The 20514-nt window shown below is 66.5% G+C and carries 19 protein-coding genes; 11 read left to right on the top strand and 8 right to left on the bottom strand.

The features are described from left to right. Nucleotides 1-184 precede the first annotated feature (184 nt). The 3 genes from leuA to H1R19_RS02030 all read left to right on the top strand — a co-directional run bounded on the left by leuA (nt 185) and on the right by H1R19_RS02030 (nt 4116). Complete coding sequence (gene leuA, locus H1R19_RS02040) at nt 185-2044, top strand: 2-isopropylmalate synthase (protein WP_219850432.1); 1860 nt, start codon at nt 185-187, stop codon at nt 2042-2044. A 127-nt stretch (nt 2045-2171) separates the two neighbouring features. Then, nucleotides 2172-3041: an LLM class flavin-dependent oxidoreductase gene (locus H1R19_RS02035; protein WP_188330999.1), complete on the top strand. Its 870-nt coding sequence runs from the start codon at nt 2172-2174 to the stop codon at nt 3039-3041. A 55-nt stretch (nt 3042-3096) separates the two neighbouring features. Further along, nucleotides 3097-4116, top strand: a complete 1020-nt coding sequence (locus H1R19_RS02030; RefSeq protein WP_219850430.1) for an LLM class flavin-dependent oxidoreductase — start codon at nt 3097-3099, stop codon at nt 4114-4116. A gap of 227 nt (nt 4117-4343) precedes the next feature. On the opposite strand, the gene H1R19_RS02025 is transcribed toward H1R19_RS02030, so the two are convergent. From H1R19_RS02025 to H1R19_RS02010, 5 genes are all read right to left on the bottom strand, one after another. Then, nucleotides 4344-5168, bottom strand: a complete 825-nt coding sequence (locus H1R19_RS02025) for a hypothetical protein (protein ID WP_219850428.1) — start codon at nt 5166-5168, stop codon at nt 4344-4346. Beyond that, nucleotides 5147-6295 (bottom strand): quaternary amine ABC transporter ATP-binding protein, encoded by a 1149-nt coding sequence (locus H1R19_RS02020; RefSeq protein WP_244970839.1) that lies wholly within the window; start codon nt 6293-6295, stop codon nt 5147-5149. Before H1R19_RS02020 ends, H1R19_RS02025 begins: the two co-directional genes overlap by 22 nt. 17 nt (nt 6296-6312) lie before the next feature. Further along, the gene (locus tag H1R19_RS02015) at nt 6313-7821 is read right to left on the bottom strand and encodes an ABC transporter permease subunit (protein ID WP_244970948.1); all 1509 of its coding nucleotides are present in this window, start codon (nt 7819-7821) and stop codon (nt 6313-6315) included. Nucleotides 7822-8207: 386 nt separating this feature from the next. Further along, nucleotides 8208-9251: a glycine betaine ABC transporter substrate-binding protein gene (locus H1R19_RS23135; RefSeq protein ID WP_188330995.1), complete on the bottom strand. Its 1044-nt coding sequence runs from the start codon at nt 9249-9251 to the stop codon at nt 8208-8210. Nucleotides 9252-9887: 636 nt separating this feature from the next. Next, entirely contained in the window at nt 9888-10190 is a 303-nt protein-coding gene (locus H1R19_RS02010) for an MlaD family protein (protein WP_244970947.1), read from the bottom strand. A gap of 331 nt (nt 10191-10521) precedes the next feature. Between H1R19_RS02010 and H1R19_RS02005 the strand changes: the two genes are divergently transcribed. From H1R19_RS02005 to H1R19_RS01990, 4 genes are all read left to right on the top strand, one after another. Next, entirely contained in the window at nt 10522-10842 is a 321-nt protein-coding gene (locus H1R19_RS02005) for a putative quinol monooxygenase (RefSeq protein WP_188330994.1), read from the top strand. 191 nt (nt 10843-11033) lie between these two features. Further along, nucleotides 11034-12227 (top strand): thiolase family protein, encoded by a 1194-nt coding sequence (locus H1R19_RS02000; RefSeq protein WP_219850425.1) that lies wholly within the window; start codon nt 11034-11036, stop codon nt 12225-12227. Next, nucleotides 12220-12894 (top strand): TetR/AcrR family transcriptional regulator, encoded by a 675-nt coding sequence (locus H1R19_RS01995; protein ID WP_188330978.1) that lies wholly within the window; start codon nt 12220-12222, stop codon nt 12892-12894. The genes H1R19_RS02000 and H1R19_RS01995 overlap by 8 nt, the downstream gene beginning before the upstream one ends. Nucleotides 12895-12924: 30 nt before the next feature. Then, nucleotides 12925-14076: an acyl-CoA dehydrogenase family protein gene (locus H1R19_RS01990; protein ID WP_188330977.1), complete on the top strand. Its 1152-nt coding sequence runs from the start codon at nt 12925-12927 to the stop codon at nt 14074-14076. 79 nt (nt 14077-14155) lie between these two features. Here H1R19_RS01990 and H1R19_RS01985 read toward each other — a convergent pair whose 3' ends face one another. Then, nucleotides 14156-15037: a LysR family transcriptional regulator gene (locus H1R19_RS01985; RefSeq protein ID WP_219850424.1), complete on the bottom strand. Its 882-nt coding sequence runs from the start codon at nt 15035-15037 to the stop codon at nt 14156-14158. A 130-nt stretch (nt 15038-15167) separates the two neighbouring features. Here H1R19_RS01985 and trxA point away from each other — a divergent pair, with 130 nt between their 5' ends. Both trxA and H1R19_RS01975 read left to right on the top strand, forming a co-directional pair. Next, nucleotides 15168-15530 carry a thioredoxin gene (gene trxA, locus H1R19_RS01980; protein ID WP_188330975.1) on the top strand — a complete coding sequence of 121 codons (363 nt, stop codon included), beginning with the start codon at nt 15168-15170 and terminating at the stop codon, nt 15528-15530. Between the two features lie 85 nt (nt 15531-15615). Next, on the top strand, nt 15616-16599 hold the full coding sequence (locus tag H1R19_RS01975; RefSeq protein ID WP_219850423.1) for an EamA family transporter: 984 nt from the start codon (nt 15616-15618) through the stop codon (nt 16597-16599). Here H1R19_RS01975 and H1R19_RS01970 read toward each other — a convergent pair. After that, complete coding sequence (locus H1R19_RS01970; RefSeq protein WP_219850422.1) at nt 16585-17679, bottom strand: alpha/beta hydrolase; 1095 nt, start codon at nt 17677-17679, stop codon at nt 16585-16587. The two genes, H1R19_RS01975 and H1R19_RS01970, sit on opposite strands and share 15 nt — an antisense overlap. Nucleotides 17680-17754: 75 nt before the next feature. Between H1R19_RS01970 and H1R19_RS01965 the strand changes: the two genes are divergently transcribed. Together H1R19_RS01965 and H1R19_RS01960 are read left to right on the top strand one after the other, a co-directional pair. Further along, on the top strand, nt 17755-19053 hold the full coding sequence (locus tag H1R19_RS01965; RefSeq protein ID WP_188330972.1) for a MurT ligase domain-containing protein: 1299 nt from the start codon (nt 17755-17757) through the stop codon (nt 19051-19053). Next, entirely contained in the window at nt 19050-19772 is a 723-nt protein-coding gene (locus H1R19_RS01960; protein WP_188330971.1) for a type 1 glutamine amidotransferase, read from the top strand. The genes H1R19_RS01965 and H1R19_RS01960 overlap by 4 nt, the downstream gene beginning before the upstream one ends. A gap of 10 nt (nt 19773-19782) precedes the next feature. Here the strand turns inward: H1R19_RS01960 and H1R19_RS01955 are convergent, their stop codons facing one another. Beyond that, nucleotides 19783-20508 carry a uracil-DNA glycosylase gene (locus H1R19_RS01955; protein ID WP_219850421.1) on the bottom strand — a complete coding sequence of 242 codons (726 nt, stop codon included), beginning with the start codon at nt 20506-20508 and terminating at the stop codon, nt 19783-19785. Nucleotides 20509-20514: the final 6 nt, after the last annotated feature.

Raw genomic sequence — 20514 nt, 5'->3', positions numbered from 1 at the left:
CCGCAAGTCCCGAAAACGCCTCGACCTGCAGTTTTGGCTTGCCAGACGCCGAGGAGTACAGTCGTGCGCATGCAGCGTGCACTCCTTCTCGGTTGCCGCGGCGGGGTCTGAACCGACCGGCCCTCCGTCGCGGGGCCCAATCACGCGCCGGTCACTTTCCTTCCACACACGGAGAATGACCACCATGGCACCAGCAGACACCTTCACTTCCGGGGCGAGCCGAATCGTCGAGCCCTCTGGCCCGATTCCCGCCGACCAGCCCGTCTGGAATCCGCAGCGCAGTTCGGCAATGCCCGTACATCGGTATCGGCAGTTCGCCGACGAGGTCGAGACCGTCTCGCTTCCCGATCGCACCTGGCCCGACAAGGTCATCACCAAGGCCCCGCTGTGGTGCGCCGTCGACCTGCGTGACGGCAACCAGGCCCTGATCGACCCGATGAGCCCGGCACGCAAGCGCCGCATGTTCGACCTGCTGGTTCGTATGGGCTACAAGGAGATCGAGGTCGGCTTCCCGTCGGCCAGTCAGACCGACTACGACTTCGTCCGCGAGATCATCGAGGACGGGGCAATCCCGGACGACGTCACCATCCAGGTCCTCACCCAGTGCCGTGACGAACTGATCGAGCGCACCTTCGACGCCTGCCGCGGCGCGTCGAATGTGATCGTGCACTTCTACAACTCCACCTCGGTGCTGCAGCGCCGCGTGGTGTTCCGCGCCGACAAGGCCGCGATCACCAAGATCGCCACCGACGCCGCACACAAGGTGCTCGAGGTGCAGAAGAACTACCCCGACACCAACTGGCGCTACGAGTACTCGCCGGAGTCCTACACGGGCACCGAGCTGAGCTACGCCAAGGAGGTGTGCGACGCGGTCACCGAGATCATCGCGCCCACCCCGGAGCGCCCGATGATCATCAACCTGCCGGCGACCGTCGAGATGGCCACCCCCAACGTCTACGCCGACTCGATCGAGTGGATGCACCGCAACCTCGCCCGTCGCGACTCGATCATCCTGAGCCTGCACCCGCACAACGACCGCGGAACCGGCGTCGCCGCAGCCGAATTGGGCTACCAGGCCGGCGCCGACCGCATCGAGGGCTGCCTGTTCGGCAACGGCGAGCGCACCGGCAACGTCTGCCTGGTGACGTTGGGCATGAACCTGTTCAGCCGTGGCGTCGACCCGCAGATCAGCTTCTCCGACATCGACGAGATCCGCCGCACCGTCGAATACTGCAACCAGCTCAACGTCCCCGAGCGCCATCCGTACGGCGGCGACCTGGTCTTCACCGCCTTCTCCGGCAGCCACCAGGACGCGATCAACAAGGGTCTCGATCAGATGAAGATCGACGCCGACGCCGCGGACGCCGATGTCGACGACATCGTCTGGGCGGTCCCCTATCTGCCGATCGATCCCAAAGACGTCGGTCGCAGCTACGAAGCCGTCATCCGCGTCAACAGCCAGTCCGGCAAGGGCGGCGTCGCCTACATCATGAAGGCCGACCACGGCATGAACCTGCCGCGGCGCCTGCAGATCGAGTTCAGCCGTGAGATCCAGAAGATCACCGACGGCGAGGGCGGCGAGGTCAATCCCAAGGAGATGTGGGATGTCTTCGCGGAGAACTACCTTCACCCGGTCTGGCCGCTGGAGCGCATCCGCCAGAAGGTGGACGCCGCCGAGGTCGACGGCGGCGAGGACCACATCACCGCGGTGGTGAAGGTCGAGGGCAACGAGCGCGAGATCAGCGGCGCCGGCAACGGTCCGCTCGCCGCCTTCGTCGATGCGCTGGGCACCGTCGGCTACGACGTCCGCGTCCTGGACTACAGCGAGCACGCCCTGACCGCCGGCGGCGACGCCAGCGCTGCCGCGTACGTCGAGACCGAGGTCAACGGCGAGACGGTCTGGGGCGTGGGTGTCGCATCCTCGATCACCACAGCAAGCCTGCGGGCAGTGGTGTCGGCGGTCAACCGCGCCCACCGCGTCACCTCGGCCGCACCGGCCGCGCCGGCCGACGACGCCACCGCGCCGCGCACCTGGGCTCCGTAAGCCACCGCGACGCACACCACCTTCGACGCCGTGTCCGGGATGGGCCGGGTCCCGCGACGGGACCCGGCCCGTCCTGTCGTCGTCGAGAGCACCGGCAGTCCGCCGGCACCCCCAGTAGAGTTCACGTGTGCGCCACGGCATCTGCATCCTGCCCGATCAGCCCTGGAAATCGGCACGTCCGCTCTGGGTGCGAGCCGAGGAGATGGGCTTCGACCACGCGTGGACCTACGATCACCTGGTCTGGGGTGGTCTGCCCGATTCGCAGTGGTTCTCGTGCGTGCCCATCCTCTCGGCCGCGGCGGAGGCGACCAGCCGAATCGGTCTCGGTACTTACGTGGCGTCGCCGAACTTCCGTCATCCGGTCCCCTTCTCGCGCGAGGTCCAGACCCTCGTCGACATCTCCGACGGGCGGTTCCTGCTGGGCCTCGGGGCCGGTGGCGCCCCGGACGACGCCATCCTCGGTGAGTCCGAGCTGAGCGCGCGCCGCAAGGTCGACCGCCTCCAGGAATTCACCGATCTCCTCGCCCGCACACTGCGCGATGACCACGTCGACGCCGACGGCGAGTACTACACGGCGCGCGACATGCGCCTGGTCGGTGGATCGGTCCGCGATCGCGTGCCGCTGATCCTGGCCGGCAACGGGCCACGCACGGTCCGGTTCGCCGCGCGACACGGGGACGGCTGGGTGACGACGGGCCCGCGGGTCGACTCCCTCGACGAGTGGTTCGCCGGCCTCGCCCATCTGCGCGACGTACTCGACGACGAGCTGACTCGGCACGACGGGAGAACCGTCGACCGTTACCTGAACCTCGACACGGCACCTCGCAAACCACTGGAGAGCGTCGCGGTGTTCGACGACATGGTCGGCCGCGCAGCAGAACTCGGGTTCACCGACGTCGTCGTGCACTGGCCTCGTGAGACCGAGCCCTATCGTTCTCCGCCCGACGTGCTCGAACAGATCGCCAGTCGCGGACTGAACTCGGGATCGTCGCCGTGAGCGGGCCCGTGGTGCCGCACGGGAACAAAACGGACCGTGGTTTCATTTACGGATCATGAAGAAGATCGGTTTCCTGTCGTTCGGCCACTGGTCGGACGCGCATGGTTCGCAGGTCCGCTCGGCCTCCGACACGCTGCTCCAGTCGATCGACCTGGCGGTGGCGGCTGAGGAACTCGGCGTCGACGGCGCCTACTTCCGCGTGCACCACTTCGCGCGACAGCTCTCCTCTCCGTTCCCACTGCTGGCCGCCATCGGCGCCAGGACCAGCACCATCGAGATCGGCACCGGCGTGATCGACATGCGCTACGAGAACCCCCTGTACATGGCCGAGGACGCCGGTGCCGCGGACCTCATCTCCGAGGGCAGGCTCCAGCTCGGTATCAGTCGAGGGTCGCCCGAGCAGGTCATCGAGGGCTACAAGTACTTCGGCTACGTCCCGCCGGAGGATTCCACCGACGCCGACATGGCCCGGCAGCACACCGAGGTGTTCCTCCGCGTCATCGAGGGTGGCGGGTTCGCGCGGCCAAACCCCCGTCCGATGTTCCCGAACCCTCCCGGGCTGCTCCCCGTCGAACCACAATCACCCGGCCTGCGGAACCGCATCTGGTGGGGCGCAGGCTCCCGCGCGACCGCCGAGTGGACCGCCCAGCAGGGCATGAACCTGATGAGTTCGACGCTGCTCACCGAGGACACCGGCGTGCCCTTCCATCAGCTGCAGGCAGAGCAGATCCAGCGTTTCCGTAAAGCCTGGGCCGACGCAGGACACCCCCACGAGCCACGGGTGTCGGTGAGCCGCAGCATCTTCGCGCTCGTCGACGATCGGGACCGGGCCTACTTCGGGCGCGGCGGGGCCGAGACCGACCAGGTGGGGGTCATCGACAACACCGTCGCGAGGTTCGGGCGGAGTTATGCCGACGAGCCCGACAAGCTCATCGAACAGCTACGCGAGGACGAGGCGATCGCCGCCGCCGACACCCTGCTGCTCACCGTGCCGAATCAGCTCGGCGTCGAGTACAACGCCCACGTCCTCGAGTCGATCCTCACGCACGTGGCGCCCGGTCTCGGCTGGCGCTGAGGCTCTGGCCGACCACTCCGTCACCGGCATCTGCGACAGTGCCGCCGAGAAGCCGGAGCTCACCCGGACGGAGTAACGGCATGACGGATCTGTTGCGGTCATGACGTTCTCCTTGACGTGGCGGGAAGGTTTGGTGCGGCAGAGCGCCACGGTCATGATGAAACCCAGTGGTGCCAGGAAACCCAGTTCGCATCTCGTGCGATTGCCGGACACCGCGAACTCGGCCGTCAGAGCTCTGAGCGGTCGAACTGTCCGATAATCCTCAATGCCTGGTCCGTGGTTATCCGTTGGTATGACTGCGTGCGCGTTGATCCCGGACTGACGCGCGCCCGCTCCGCAGCCAGCAACAACCGCTCGTCACGACCGCATTCGTCCTTTCGACCGAAGGCGATGTCCGACCACCGTCGCAGATCTGACACGCTGCTCGGTCCGATCTCCATGTCGAGGAGCTCTTGGTCCGAGCGCGCGTCGAAGTAGTCCTTGGTGCCCTCGACGTCGAGTGTCCAGGTCGTCATCTTCTCGAGTTCGGCGTCGTCGCTGCGTATCACGACATCGCCTCCGTCGACCTGGCCGCTCGGCGAGTAGGTCAGGACGCTACGAAGTCGATCCTCGGCGGCGTAGCGGTCCGTCCACCCGCTGGGATGTGCGTATATGTAGTCCAGGGACGCGGAGTCGCTGTGCGGCAATAGCAGACGCGTGATGGCCCGGTCGTTGATTGCACCGAGTAGGTCGTACCCGCTGTCGACCCGGACCTCGTGGCGCTCCGGCCAGAAGTCGAAGTTGCTGTGGTCGCCGTGCAGGCGCCGAACGTGGAACAGATAGATCTGGGGATACTGCGGTGCTTGGTCTCGCCGGCTCGGTCTGGCGTCGTAGAACAGCGTCGTGGCGAGTTGCATGAGCAGACTCGCGCCCAAGGACCCAAACGGCTCGGAGACGGCGATCCCGATTCGGTCGTACTGGCTCCACTCGGGGAAGACGTCTTCGGAGCTCGCCGCAGACCCGGCGACCTCGATCTCGAACAAGCCCTGGTTCAGCTGGTTGGCGACATGCATGTGTGGTCCTGGTTCTGATCGGTGATGATATCGATGACGCGTTCCCTGTCCACAACACCAAGTTGTATTCCTTTCTCACACACAGGAATAGGAAGGTTACAGCCGAGAACCTGCTTGGCTGCATCGATCACCAGCATGTCCGGGGGAAGGTGGTCGCCCGACAAGTGTTCACCCGGCTCGGGGATACGCATCGCATCGCCGATCGTCAGCACCCGTGATTTCTGGACGTCACTGACGAACCTACGGACATAGTCGTCGGCGGGCGAAGAGACAAGCTCTGCACCCGTACCGATCTGAGCGATCTCACCGTCCCGCATGATCATGATCCGGTCACCGAGTTTCAGTGCTTCCTGCAGATCGTGGGTGACGAAGACCATCGTCTTTCCCACCACCTTGTGCAGGCGCTTGACCTCGTTCTGCATCTCGCGGCGAATCAATGGATCAAGCGCGGAGAACGGTTCGTCGAACAACAGCACGTCGGGATCGCCGGCGAGCGCCCTGGCGAGGCCGACGCGCTGTTGCATTCCGCCCGAAAGTTCTCCTGGATAGGAGTTTTCGTACCCGGTCAACCCCACGAGGTCGATGACCTCTCGCGCGCGCTTCGTGCGGGAGGCCTTGTCTTGACCGCGAACCTCGAGGCCGAATGCGACGTTGGCCAGGACGGTGCGGTGCGGTAGAAGTCCGAAGTGCTGGAAAACCATCGCCACCTTGGCGCGGCGAAGTGTTCGGAGCTGATCATCGGTTGCCTGCGTGATGTCCTCACCCGCCATCAACACGGCACCGAGTGTGGGCTCGATCAGCCGGGTGAGGCATCGGACCAGAGTGGATTTGCCGGAGCCGGATAATCCCATGATCACGAACATCTCACCCGAGGCAACTTCGAAGCTGACATCGCGCACCGCCACGGTGCATTGGGTTCGAGCCAAGAGTTCCGCCCGGCTCAATATCGACAGTGATTTGTCGTTCGGGATGCGTTCTGCCCCTGGGCCGAACAGCTTCCACAGCTTTCGCACATGGATCGACGGTCGCTCCGGCTGGGAGACGGCGGACGTGGCAGCGGTCTCGGCGGGCAGCGTCTCCGAAGGTGTTGTGTGCTGATCGTTTTCGTTCACATAGGTCTTGGCCACAGTGATACCACCATTCGTCATGAGATGGATTCGAGTGATTTTTCGATACGGCTTCGCGAAATCGAGGCCCGGAGCATCCGGTCTGCGACGAGTGCGAGGACAAGCATGCTCAGGCCTGCTTCGATCCCGGTGGCGAGGTCCACACGTGCAACCGAGACCAGGATCTCGGACCCGAGGCCTGGGGTACCCACGAACGCGCTCACCACGGCCATGGCCATCGCGAGCATGATCGTCTGATTGACGCCTACGAGGATGGTGGGCGATCCGAGCGGTAGATCAACCTTGCTCAGCATCTGCCACCGGGATACTCCGAGGCTCTCTGCCGCCTCGGACACACCAGGGTCGACCTCGCGGATGGCAACATTGGTCAGTCGAATGACGGGCGGCATACAGTAGAGAATCGTTGCCAGGACGCCGGCGACCGACCCTGAGCCGACGACGATCACGGCCGGTATCACCACCAGATAGATCGGCAGGGTCTGCATGGTGTCCAGCACCGGTCGAAGCGTCGCGGCGACGCGATCACTGGCGCTCATCGCGATTCCGATCGGCACCCCGATGGCAACGGCGCACACCACCGAGACGCCCAGAATCGAGATGGTCGCGATTGCCGCATGCCACATTCCGAGCAGACCGATGAACACCGCGCCCGCGGCGATGAGGATTCCGCCTTTCACGCCCAGCAGTACGCAACCGATGAGACCCAGCAGCACGACGACGACGGGCCACGGAAGCCATGTGAGCGTGCTCACGATCGGATCCAGGCCGAAGCTCTGGATTGTGTCGACGAGTATGTCGAAGGCACCGCCGAGGTTCACGTTCAACCACCCGACGGCACTGTCGACCGTGCCACGTAACGACATTCGCATGAAGTCGGGTGCCGGTGAGAAGTCGGCGGCCTGCAAGCTCGGCATCGCCAACACTGGAACGCACACCACGACAAGCGCGCACGCGGCGTGGATGGATCGCTTTCGGAGCTCGCCCTGCTGTGCGTTACCTACGCTCGCGCTCGACCTGTCCAACAGAATCGCCAGCAGGATGAGTGCGATGCCACCCTCGAGGGCGGTGCCGAACTGCAGCTGATTGAGACTTCGCCACACCGGTTGTCCGAGGCCGGACGCGCCGATCATGGCGGCGATGACGGCCATCGCCATCGCCGCCATGATCGTTTGGTTCGCACCCGCCAAGATGCTCGGACGGGCCAGCGGCAGTTGCACTTTGAACAGGAGCTGCCACGAGGTCATCCCGAGGGACTGTGCGGACTCGATCGTGTTCGCACCGATCGACCGAATACCGAGATCGGTCAGCCGTGCAGCGGGCGGAACCGCGTAAATGACGGTCACGAGCAGTGCGGAGGTGTTCCCCGGCCCGAAGACGAGGAGAACGGGCAGCAGATAGACCAGCACCGGAATCGCCTGCATGCCATCCAATACGACCGACACCACCGCCCGGGTCTTCGTTCCGCGTGCGCTCGCCACTCCGACAGCCACCCCGATCACGGTCGCAACGAGCGCAGACAACCCCATCAAGACCAAGGTCTCCAGTAGTGCGACCCAGAGGTCGAACGCAAGGACCCATGCGATCAATGCGACCGCGAGAGCTGCGATCCATTTCCCGGCGGCAAGGTAGGCGATCAGCACGATCGTTGCGGCCACCAAGGGTGCGGGGAAAACCTGTAGCCACAGCACGGTTTCGGTGAAGACCGTGGTGAACGCATCCCCCACCGGTTCGTACAGCCACCCGCCGCCGGCGACAAACCAGTCGGCAGCACTTTCGACCACGTCCCCGAGGGGAAGGCGAAAACGATCGGGGAACGTGCCGATGTTGGTGAAGAGCGTCGTGAGCAGCAGGGCAACCAGACCGCTCAGCAGAATCACCAAGGCTTGGGGTCGCCTTGCTGCTCTTGACACCGTCAATCCGCCTGAACTTGCGGAATCCAGGCCTGCCAGACGTCGGGGGACGCCTGCATCCACGCGTCCACGGCCTCGTCGACACTCATCCCGCCTTCGTCGACGTTCACCATCATCTCGTCGAGCGCCTCGATCGAGAGGGTGTAATTGTCGAGGAACTCGGCTGCGACGGGGTGCGCCGCGGCGAACCCGGCCGACGCCATCTTTCGGAGACTGATGTCTCCCCAGTTGCACGCATACGTGGTGCCCCAGCATTCGTCGGAGTATGGGGGGAACTCGACGCGAGTGAGATCGTACTTCGCGGTGAGGAAGTGGGGTGACCACATCAAACCGAGGACCGGTTCGCCACGCTCATAGGCACGGGTGAACTCGGCACCCAGCGCGGCCTCCGACCCGGCGAACGATATCTCGTAATCGAGGTCTAGGTTCTTGATCCGCTGAACGTCGCCGTACTGCTCACCCCACGCGACGTCGCCGGAGAAGTAGCGCCCCTTGGCTCCCGGCGTGGGTGCGAACACGTCCACGCAATCGTTAAGCGCTTCCCAATTCGGGAGTCCGGGGCACGTCGCCTCGATCCCACGCTCGGGGTCACCCTTGATGACGTAGGTCGGTACGTACCAGCCCTCCTCGGCAGTGGGACCTGTGTCACCGAGATCCACCACTGTTTTGTCGTTCTCGACGTAGTTCTCGATCAGTTCCTGCGATGTCAAGTCCCACAACTCCATGAGTACTGTGTCATCGGAGGTGGCCATTGCAGGGAAAGAGGCAGCCCAATCCACCGGGCTCAGTTGCACTTCCGCGCCCATCTCTTCGAGGACGCGATAGGCGAGCCGCGACTGGATGAGCTGACTCGTCCAGTTGTTCTGGATGAGCACCACCGGATCCTCCTCGGCGATGGCAGCTCTGACCGAGCTGGGGACCACGCCGTCGAACTCGCTGGACGCGTCGTCGCGTGGTGCCGCACAGCCTGCAGCCACCACTGTGAGCGCCGCCGCAGCCAAGGCGATCGCGGTCTTCGCCGTAAGGAAACTTCGCTTCTGTCTCAATGTAGGTCCGTTTCTCGGATTTCACACCGGCCCCCACGCTGTGATGCGCGTATTCGGAACCGGCAAAGGGCAGTCGGAATAGTTGCGGGAGTAGCAAACGCTGCAACACGAGCATCCACTGGGGGTGTTCGGTGTCAACTGCAAGGAAACCGAATAATGATGTCCACGAAGTTACAGTCGCGTCAGTACGTTGTGACGCGAGCTTCCGAAACATCCCGCGTGACCGCCGCCCAGAGGATTCCGAACAAGCGGGCAGGACGACGGCGATCGCCGCCACGGCACCGGGCGCGATGAGTGGTCCACGTGGGGGCGACCCTCCTTCCCGGACCCCTTCTTTGACTTCGCACCCTCCTTGCCGCCCTTCCCCGAGTTCCTCTTCGTCACTTTCGATTTCGACGCCTTCAGCTTCTTCGGCTTCTTGGGCTTCGCCGGATCGACGGAGTCGTTGTCACCGACGACCGACCCTCGGCTTCACTGGTGTCACCAGCGGCGTCCACGTCGGCGCGGGCGTCATCCACCGCGGTGGATACACCGGAGGCCGGGTGTCGGTCGCAGCTCGCGGGAGGTGAAGAACAGGTACTCGTAGGAGATGCCCAGAGAGTTTGCCGAGCGCATCGAGCTGCGGCGGGTCGGACATCATCGCCCGGCTTCAACTCGTCCGTCTTGGAGAGCATGTCGGTCATGTGGTCGGCCAGGGCGTCGAGGTGCCTCTGTCGCGAGGTCAAGGTGAGCAACAACAGATCTGCTTTGCCGGACGCGGACGCCTCCTGCCCGCCCGGTGACCCCCTCGACCCGACCGATGTTCACTCCGCGGTAGACGACGTCGGAACCCGATGTCAGACCGGAGGAGTCGGCGAGATCGACCGTGATGCTCGTGTGCTTCCGGATCGGGTCGACCGCCAGAACGCCGATGACGAGGTAGCCCACACCGAGCACCATCGTCATCATGAGCGCACCCGCCGACAACCATCCAGGGATTCGACTCATCGAACCGCTCCCGCCACACGGGCACGGAAATCCGGCATCAGCTGTAGTCGCATTGATACTTCGACTGTGTTTTGGCGTCTCACTTTCATCGTCCGGCGTCCCGGTGGTCCGGCACGCCCCGGTCGTCAGAACGGGGCACCCGACCCGAATGGGCAAACACCCCCGCCGGACGGGTCGCTCCCCTAACGTCACCGGAGGAACCGTCGCCGTGCGCCCACGGCAGCCGGACAGCCAACCAGAGTCCACGCACCACCCAGTCCACGTACAGAGGAGAAGTCCGACCATGGCCGAAGTGATCGTCGTCGCCACCATCTCGCCCAAACCCGGTGAGGAGCAGGCCGTGCGCGATGCCGTCCTCAAGGCGATTCCCCAGGTGCACGATGAGCCGGGGTGCGGCAAGTACGCGCTGCACGAGGCGACCGGTGACTCGACCGACCTGGTGATGATCGAGCGCTGGGAGTCGATGGAGGCCCTGGGCACCCACGGCGCCGCCCCCGCCCTCACCGAGCTCGGCAAGACGATCGGCAGCCTGCTGGCCGGTCCGCTCGACGTCAAGACCTTCACCGCGGTCCCCGCTGGTCACGCCGACAAGGGCACCATCTGACCCGAGTGCCGAGAGGGCCCTCGACCCGGCGCCACCGGGTCGAGGGCCGGCCCGTCCATCACCACATCGAGGCGACGGTGTTGATCCCCGGACATCGGCGTGCTAAACCGGTATAACGATCGTTAGATACAGTGACGGGCGTCATGCTGCGCTCAGCACTTCGCGATTCCACATGCCTCGAGAGGAATTCCATGCCTGAAGCCGTCATCGTCGACGTCGTCCGACTCGCATCCGGAAAGGGCAAGCCCGGCGGCGCGCTCTCTGCGACCAAGCCCGTCGAACTGCTCGCGCATGTTCTCCGCTCGCTCGTCGAGCGCAACGACCTCGACCCCGCCCTCGTCGACGACGTGATCGGCGGTTGTGTCGGCCAGGCCGGTGAGCAGGCCCTGAACATCTCCCGCTCGGCGCTCCTGTCGGCCGGCTTCCCCGAGTCGGTGCCCGCCACCACCGTCGACCGCCAGTGCGGGTCGAGCCAGCAGGCCGCGCACTTCGCCGCGCAGGGAGTCATCGCCGGGGCCTACGACATCGTCATCGCGGCAGGCGTGGAGTCCATGAGCCGCGTACCCATGGGCTTCTCGACGCAGGGACAGAGCCCCCACGGCCCGAGCATGGCCGCCCGCTACCCCGAAGGCCTGGTCAACCAGGGCATCTCGGCCGAACTGATCTCGGCCAAGTGGAAGTTCGACCGCGACACCCTCGACGCCTTCGCCGCGCAGTCGCATCAGCGGGCCGCGGCAGCAGCCGCCGACGGCTTCTTCGACCGTGAGGTCCTGCCGATCGACGTCGCCGACGCCGCCGGCGAGATCGTCACCCACCGCGTCGACGAGACGGTCCGCGCGTCGACCACCGCCGAGGGCCTGTCCGGTCTCCGTCCGTCCTTCTACACCGAAGAGACCGCCGCACGCTTTCCCGACATCAACTGGCTCATCACGCCGGGCAACTCCTCGCCGCTCACCGACGGCGCATCCGGTGCGCTCATCATGAGCGACACCATGGCCTCCAAGCTGGGCCTGACCCCGCGTGCGCGTTTCCACTCGTTCTCGGTGGCCGGCGACGACCCGATCTTCATGCTCACCGCACCGATCCCGGCCACCCACAAGGTCCTCAAGCGGGCCGGGTTGAGCATCGACGACATCGACACCTACGAGGTCAACGAGGCGTTCGCACCGGTGCCGCTCGCCTGGGCACACGAGTTCGGCGCGGACCCGGCCAAGCTGAACCCGCGCGGCGGTGCCATCTCACTCGGCCACGCACTGGGCTCGTCCGGCACCCGTCTGCTGTCGACGATGGTCAACCACCTCGAGGCCACCGGCGGCCGCTACGGCCTCCAGACCATGTGCGAAGGCGCGGGCATGGCCAACGCCACCATCATCGAACGTGTCTGAGGCCGCCAAGGCTGCCCCCGGCAAGAGGCTCACGATCGAGACCGAGGGATTGGACTGGCGGCGGCGCGAACCCGTGCCGCTGCCGGCCACCCTGGTCGCGGCCAAACACGCCTTCTACGAGCGCGGCTACCACGGCACCTCGATACGCGACATCGCCTCGCGTGCCGGGGTCTCGTTGCCGACGCTGTACTACCACCACGACAACAAGCTCGGCATCCTCGTCGAGTTGCTCGAAGCCGCGATGACCTCGGTTCTCGCGTGGGTCGGTGCGGCCATCGACCAGGGCAAGACCCCGAGCGAACAACTGTCGAATGCCATCGAGTCGATCGTCCTGCACATGACCAGCGACCTCGAACTGGCCAGTGTGGCAAGCGAGTTCCGGCATCTCGACACCGAGGACCCGCGACGTGAGCCCTACGTCGCCATGCGCACCGAGACCGAGAACCTACTGGCCGACGTCATCGCGAGGGGCGTCGAGACAGGCGAGTTCCGCTTCGACGAGGACCCCAAAGACGTCCTGCGCTACCTCTTCGGCGCATGCCAGGCGGTCACCACCTGGTACCGCCCGTCGGGTGCCCGCACGCCGGCCGAGGTCGCGGCGTCGTACGCGCTGATCTCGCTGCGGGTCGTGGGCGCCACCCCCACCGACAACACCGACAACAGCTGAACGACCAAGAACTGACGAAAGGGAGAAGCCATGAAACGCACCATCTTCGAAGACGAGCACGAGGCCCTGCGCGAGACCGCGCGGCAGTTCCTCATCCGCGAGTGCGGCCCGTACACCGAGGAGTGGACGCGCAACGGTCAGGTCGATCGCATCGCGTTCAAGAAGGCCGGTGACGCAGGTCTTCTCGGGTTCAACATCCCCGAGGAGTACGGCGGCGGCGGCGCGATGGACGACTTCCGCTTCAATGCGGTCGTCGTCGAGGAGTTCGCCAAGTTCGACGGCGCGGCACCCGGCCTCAGCCTGCAGAACGACGTCGTCGCACCGTACTTCGTGCACCTGGCGAACGACGAGCAGAAGAAGCGCTGGATGCCGGGCATCGCCAGCGGCGAGACGATCCTCGCCGTCGCGATGACCGAGCCGGGTGCGGGCTCGGACCTCGCGGGCATCAAGACCTCGGCCAAGCTCGAGGGCGACCACTACGTCCTCAACGGCAACAAGACCTTCATCTCCTCCGGCATCAACTCCGACCTCGTGGTCGTGGTGTGCCGCACCAATCCCGATCCCGAAGCCGGCCACAAGGCGTTCTCGCTGCTCGTCGTCGAGCGCGGCATGGAGGGCTTCGAGCGCGGCCGCAAGCTCGACAAGATGGGGCTCAAGGCGCAGGACACCGCCGAACTGCACTTCAACGACGTGCGCGTACCGGTCGAGAACCTGCTGGGACAGGAGGGCATGGGCTTCTACCACCTGATGCAGAACCTGCCCTCCGAGCGTCTGTCGATCGGCATCGGCGCGATCGCCGGTGCGCGCGCGATCTTCGACGAAACCCTGCAGTACACCAAGGACCGCAAGGCATTCGGGCGTCCGATCGGCACCTTCCAGGCGAACCGCTTCACCCTCGCCGAGATGTCCACCGAGCTCGACATCGCCGAGGTCTACATCGACCGTTGCCTGCAGGCCGTGCTCGACGGCGAACTGAACGCCGTCGACGCCTCCAAGAACAAGTGGTGGTGCACCGAACTCGCCAAGCGGGTCATCGACAGCTGCCTTCAGCTGCACGGCGGCTACGGTTACATGAACGAGTACCGCGTGGCCCGCGCCTACACCGATGCCCGCATCCAGACGATCTTCGGTGGCACCACCGAGATCATGAAGGACATCGTCGGCAAGAGCCTGGGCGTCTGACCGAGAGCCCCTGTCTGACAGACAATTCCGACCACAGATGATGGCCGGCAGCGCGGAGCGCGACTCCGGACTGTCGGCCTCATCTCTGCTCGGCGCCCGCCGACAACAGATACTCGACGACCCGCTGTGCCGCCGCGCGTGAACGCGGCCGGGTCAATGCCTCGTAGACCCGGGCCGCGCGAACCCCTTTGATCACGAGTCGTCTCACCCCGGGGTGGCGCACCGCGAAGCGCGGCATCAACGCGATCCCGTGACCTCCGGCGACGAGCGCCTCGATGGTGGTGAAGTCCAGCATTCGCTGCGTCACCCGGGGCGCGACGCCCGTCACCGCCGAGATCGACTGCAGCACATCGTCGACCGGGAACCCACCCTCGACGCTGATCCAATCGTGATCGGCCAGTTCGGTGACCGCGACCTCGTCACGAACGGCGAGCTCGCTGTCCGCGGCAACGATGACGTCGACCGGCTCGCGCATCAACTCGGTGACCCGCACCCGCGGCACGTTGACCGCGGGCGTGCGTTCGTCGCGGTGGGTGACGACGACGTCGAAGTCGGCGAGAGCCGGTGCCGCGCCCTGGTATCCGACGTCGAGATGAAAGGCGTGCACGTCGATACCGGTGGCGGCGGCCTGGTCGAGCACGGCGGGTAACAGCAGCGTCGAGCCCGACGGGAACATCGCGAGCCGCACTCTGGCCTTGCCGGACCGGTACGACGCCATCTCCTCCTGCGCCCGCTCCACGGCCGCGATGACATCGTCGGCACGAAGCACCAGGGCACGTCCCGCCTCGGTGAGGCGGATTCGCCGTCCGTCCGGCTCGAACAGATCGACACCCGCCTCGTCGGCGAGCACCTTGAGCTGTTGCGACACCGCAGAGGGGGTCATGTGCATCGCCTCGGCGACCGCGCCGATGGATTCCCGATCGGCGAACTCACGAAGCAGTCGCAGGCGCCGGATCTCCATTCGGCAAAGGTACTCAGAACCGCTCCGTACTGCGTGCTCGAGACCCGCCCGACCACCACCGTCCGATCGCCGACCTCGCGCCGGCGGACGGGCCAGGAATGTCCAGGACGCCGACGCCGTTGAGGCAGGCATGGCATCACAAGACATCACTCTCGAGACCTTCGAGGACACCATCTCCGCCGACGGCATCGTGCTGCTCGACTTCTGGGCGAGCTGGTGCGGCCCCTGCCGCAACTTCGCACCCGTCTTCGAGAAGGCCTCCGAGGCGCATTCCGACATCTTCTTCGGCAAGGTCGACACCGAGGCGGAGCAGCAGCTCGCCGGTAGCCTGGGCATCCGGTCGATCCCGACCCTCATGGCCTTCCGTGACGGCATCCTCGTCTTCAACCAGCCCGGCGCCCTCCCTGCCCCTGCGCTCGAGGAACTCATCGGCGCAGTCGAGGCGCTCGACATGGATGACGTCCGCGCAAAGGTGGCCGCCGCGCAGGACTGACGCCCGGAACCATTCAGCAAAACTGAATGGTCCCTCCGTCCAAATTCGATTGTTCTTCATCGGCGACGTGCCGACGATGGGAAGCATGTCCACTCGTGATCGCTGTCTCGCGCTGTTCGTCGTCGTTCTCTGGGGACTGAACTTCATCGCGATCCGTCTCGGGTTGGACCACTTCCCCCCGTTCTTCCTCGCCGCCCTCCGGTTCGCGATCATGGCCGTGCCGGTCGTGTTGTTCGTGCGTTTCCCGAAGGTCCGGCTGAAGTGGTTCCTGCTCTACGTCACCGGCTTCGGGACGGTGCAGTTCATGATGCTGTTCCTGGCGATGGAGCTGGGTATGCCCACCGGCCTGGCGTCGCTGGTGCTCCAGACCTCGGCGCCGTTCACCGTCGTGCTCGGCGTGCTCTTCCTGCGCGAGCGCATGACCTTCGGTCAGGTCGTCGGACTGTGCATCGCCGTCGGCGGTATGGCTCTGATCGCCGTCGACCGCGCACGCGGGAGCGACCTGGGCGGCGCCGCCCTGGTTCCCATCGGACTCACCATCCTCGGCGGCCTCAGCTGGGCGGCGGGCAACATCGGCGGGCGGCTCGCCCGACCCGACGACCCGCTGCGCATGACGCTGTGGATGTCCGTGGTCGCCACGCCGCCGCTGTATGCGGCCAGCCTGATCATCGAGGGGCCCGCCGCCGGGTTCGAGTCCCTGGCCACGCTGGGCACCGAGCCCGGACTCCGCGCACTGGGCGGACTGCTCTACCTGGCGATCTTCGGCACGCTCATCGGGGCGGGGATCTGGACGGCGTTGCTGAGCCGCAATGACGCCAGCCGCGTCTCGCCGATGTCGTTGCTCGTTCCGGTGGTCGGCATCTCCGCGGCCTTCGCATTTCTCGGCGAGGTCCCGACGACGGGCGAGATCGTGGGCGCCGTCATCGTCGTGGCCGGCTGCGCGGCCGGTGTCATGGCGCGCCCCCGGCGTCGAACACGACGCCACGACGAGAACCCGGCGCCCACCGCCGAGAACAACGCGAACCGGCTGGCCGCCGCCGGGGCCAGGTCCCGTTCAGTCCGAGAGTGACGCCGTGCCCGCGGACGGTGCGGCGTCGAGTGCCTTCCGGACCGTCGCGCACATCCGGTCGATGGCGTCCCTCGCCCCGCGGCTGATGAGGGCCATGTTGACGAAGCCGTGGATCATCGATCCCTCGCGCTGCACCGTCACCGGAACCCCGGCGTCCTCGAGACGGCGGGCATAGGCCAGACCCTCGTCGCGCAGCGGATCGAAACCGGCGACGAGAACATGTGCCGGCGGGAGGCCGCTGAGATCCTCGGCCAGCAGCGGCGAGCAGCGCGGATCGCTGCGCTGGGCGACATCGGGGACGTAGTGGCTGTTGAACCAGTCGATCCCGTCGGCGGTGAGGAAGAATCCGGTCGCGAACTCGCGGCGCGAAGGCGTCTCGGTGGTCGAGTCGGTCACCGGGTAGATGAGCAGCTGGTACATCGGCGTCACCTCTTCGCCGCGGACCAGCTGGGACACCACGGTCGCGAGATTGCCGCCCGCGCTGTCGCCGCCGACGACGATCCGCCGGGGATCGAGGCCCCAGCGCGGTGCGACCTCGACCGCGAAGTGCCAGGCCGCCACCGCATCCTCGACGCCGGCGGGAAACGGATGCTCCGGAGCAAGTCGGTAGTCGATGGAGAGGATGTCGAGTCCGGTGCCATGGGCGAGACGGCGGACGAAGGAGTCGTGGCTGATGCGGCTGCCGGTGACGAAACCCCCACCGTGGTAGTAGACGAGCAGACCCGAGGACCCGGTGGACGAGCGGTACCGCGTGGCCGCGATCGGACCGGCCGGACCGTCGAATACGAGGTCTTCCTCCACCGCCATCGGCGGCAGCACCTCGGCCATGGAGACACCGCTCTCGTCGGTGCTCGCGCGCGACTGTGCGACGTCTCCCTGGAACGGCGCCAGGCCGGGAACGTTGTCGTTGGCCCACCCGATGGCGGCGAGCTCCGGGGCAACCCGCTCACCGTCGGAGTTGACCGGTGTCCGCCGTCCGAGCACCTGCAGCGCCGCGTCGGGGATCTTCGCGGCGGCGCGCAGCACGCCTCGCTGGACCCGGGCGGGCAGGGACAGACGCAGTTGGGTGTCACGGCTCACAGCCGGAGAGCCTACGCGTCACCGACCGAAGGCACCGGCACTCCCGCCACTTCGCGCTGTGACACACTCGTGCGCATGCCCGACCGTCCCTCATCCGCCGGTTCCGCAACTCCGAGCACGCGCGTTCCCGTCCGTACCTCGCTCGCACTCGGCGCGGCCGCGGCAGCCCGGTGGGCGTCCCGCACCGCGGGCCGGGGCAAGGGTTCGATGATCGGCGGCCTGGTCGCGGCGAAGATCGATCCCGACATCATGCGGCGCCTGGCCGCGGGCAAGCGCACCGCCATCATCACCGGAACCAACGGCAAGTCGACGACCACGCGCATGACCGCGGCGGCGATGGCCGAACTCGGCGAGGTCGCCACCCAGGCCGACGGGGCCAACATGGACGCCGGCATCATCGCCACGCTCACGCTGACCCGCAACGCGCCGTTCTGCGCACTCGAGGTCGACGAGCTGCACGTTCCGCACGTCAGCGACGCGGTGGATCCCGAAGTCCTGGTGTTGCTGAACCTCTCTCGCGACCAGCTGGACCGGGTCGGCGAGATCAACATGATCGAACGCCGCCTTCGTGAGGGCATCGCCCGGCACCCGGAGACCGTCGTCGTCGCGAACTGCGATGACGTGCTGATCACCTCGGCCGCCTTCGACTCCCCGCACGTCGTGTGGGTCGCGGCAGGCGCAAGTTGGGTCGGCGACTCCGTCAGCTGCCCGCGCACCGGCGAGCCCATCGTCCGTTCCGGGCAGGACTGGAAATCCACCGGCGACGAGAACTTCCGCCGCCCCACCCCGCAGTGGTGGTTCGACGACGAGAACATCTACGGCCCAGACGGGTTCAGCGCACCGCTGGACCTCGCGGTGCCGGGTACGGCCAACCGCGGCAACGCCACCCAGGCCGTGGCCGCGGCCGTCACGATGGGCGCCGACCCGGCGAAAGCGGTTGCCGCCGTGGGCACCGTCGGCGAGGTCGCCGGCCGCTACGGCATCCATCAGGTCGGAAATCACTCCGTCCGAACACTTCTCGCGAAGAACCCGGCCGGCTGGCAGGAGGCCTTGTCGATGATCGACCAGGACGCCGACGGCCTGGTGATCGCGGTGAACGGCCAGGTGCCCGACGGCGAGGACCTGTCGTGGCTGTGGGATGTGCGGTTCGAGGCGTTCGAGACGATGCAGGTCGTCGCGGCGGGCGAGCGCGCCGCCGACCTGTCGGTGCGTCTGCTCTACGCCGGCGCCGAACACACCACGATTCCGGACCCGATGGCCGCGATCGCCTCGTGCCCGCCGGGACGCGTGGAGGTACTGGCCAATTACACCGCGTTCCGCGATCTCGGGATCGCGCTGGAACGGGCGGCACGATCGCGGAGGGCGGAGCAGTGAGCGAGTCGACACTTCGGATCGGGCTGGTTCTGCCCGACGTGATGGGCACCTACGGCGACGGCGGCAACGCGCTGGTCCTCAAACGCCGGGCCCTGATGCGCGGGATCGACGCCGAGGTCGTCCACATCACGCTCGACGACCCGGTCCCCGCCTCCCTCGACGCCTACACGCTGGGCGGCGCAGAGGATTACGCTCAGCGGCTGGCCACCCGCCACCTCACCCGCTATCCGGGCCTGCAGCAGGCAGCGGCCGCGGGCCGGCCGGTGCTGGCCATCTGCGCGGCCATCCAGGTACTCGGCCACTGGTACGAGACCTCCGCGGGCGAACGCGTCGAGGGCATCTCGATGTTCGACGTGACGACCTCGCCGCAGGAGAAGCGCAGCATCGGCGAGCTGCTCGTCGAACCCGCCGTCCCCGGTCTCACCCAGACTCTCACCGGCTTCGAGAATCACCGCGGCGCAACCAGGTTGGGTACCGATGCCGCACCCCTGGGACGCGTGCGTCACGGCGTCGGCAACGGTGTCGGCGACGGCACCGAGGGTGTCGTGCAGGGCAGCGTCATCGGCACCTACATGCACGGCCCGGCACTGGCCCGCAATCCCGAACTCGCCGACCACATCCTGGCAACCGCGTTGGGCGTCGAATCACTTGCGCCACTCGTTCTCCCGGAGGTCGAGCGACTCCGCAAGGAACGGCTCGCGGCGGGTCGGCGGCGGTAGGGGCGCCCGCTCACTCCCCCGTTCCGATCCCGGCAGACCGAGCCGCGGCCGTCAACACCTCGACCACCATCTCGACGGTCAATCTGCCGGTGAAGGTGTTCTGCTGACTGACGTGATAACAGCCGAAGATCTCGAGCTCGGCGCCGTCGCGGACCAGCGTCGTCGAGCTGCCGTGCCCGAACTTCGGGAGCGGTCGCGGAACGGTCCAGCCCAGCGACGAGAACGTGCGAAGCGTTGACTGCCAACCGAATCCGCCCAGCGTGACGACGGACCGGACGGTCGGTGCCAGGAGTTCGAGTTCGGCGTGCAACCACTCCGAACAGCGGTCGCGTTCGTCGATCGTCGGCTTGTTCTGCGGCGGTGCGCAGTGCACCGGCGCGGTGATGCGGGTACCGAACAGTTCCAGTCCGTCGCCGATGGCGACCGAATGTGGTTGGCTCGCAAGCCCGGCGAGGTACAGCGCGGAGAACAGGACGTCGCCGCTGCGGTCGCCGGTGAACATGCGTCCGGTCCGGTTGCCGCCGTGCGCCGCCGGCGCCAGCCCGACGATGAGTAGCCGCGCGTCGTCCGGTCCGATACCCGGGACGGGCCGGCCCCAGTACTCCTGGTCGGCGAATGCACGTCTCTTCTCGCGTGCGACCCGCTCACGCCACTCGACGAGACGAGGGCACGCGCGGCAGCCGATCAGCCGGTCGTCGAGCTCGGCGAGATCGCGGAACCGTTCTCGGGTGGCCATGGTTCG

Origin of the sequence: Gordonia jinghuaiqii (assembly GCF_014041935.1) — a bacterium.
In the GTDB taxonomy this organism is placed as follows: Bacteria; Actinomycetota; Actinomycetes; order Mycobacteriales; family Mycobacteriaceae; genus Gordonia; species Gordonia jinghuaiqii.
The sequence above is the reverse complement of the archived record's forward strand: the minus strand, read 5'-3'. Positions and strand labels throughout refer to the sequence as shown.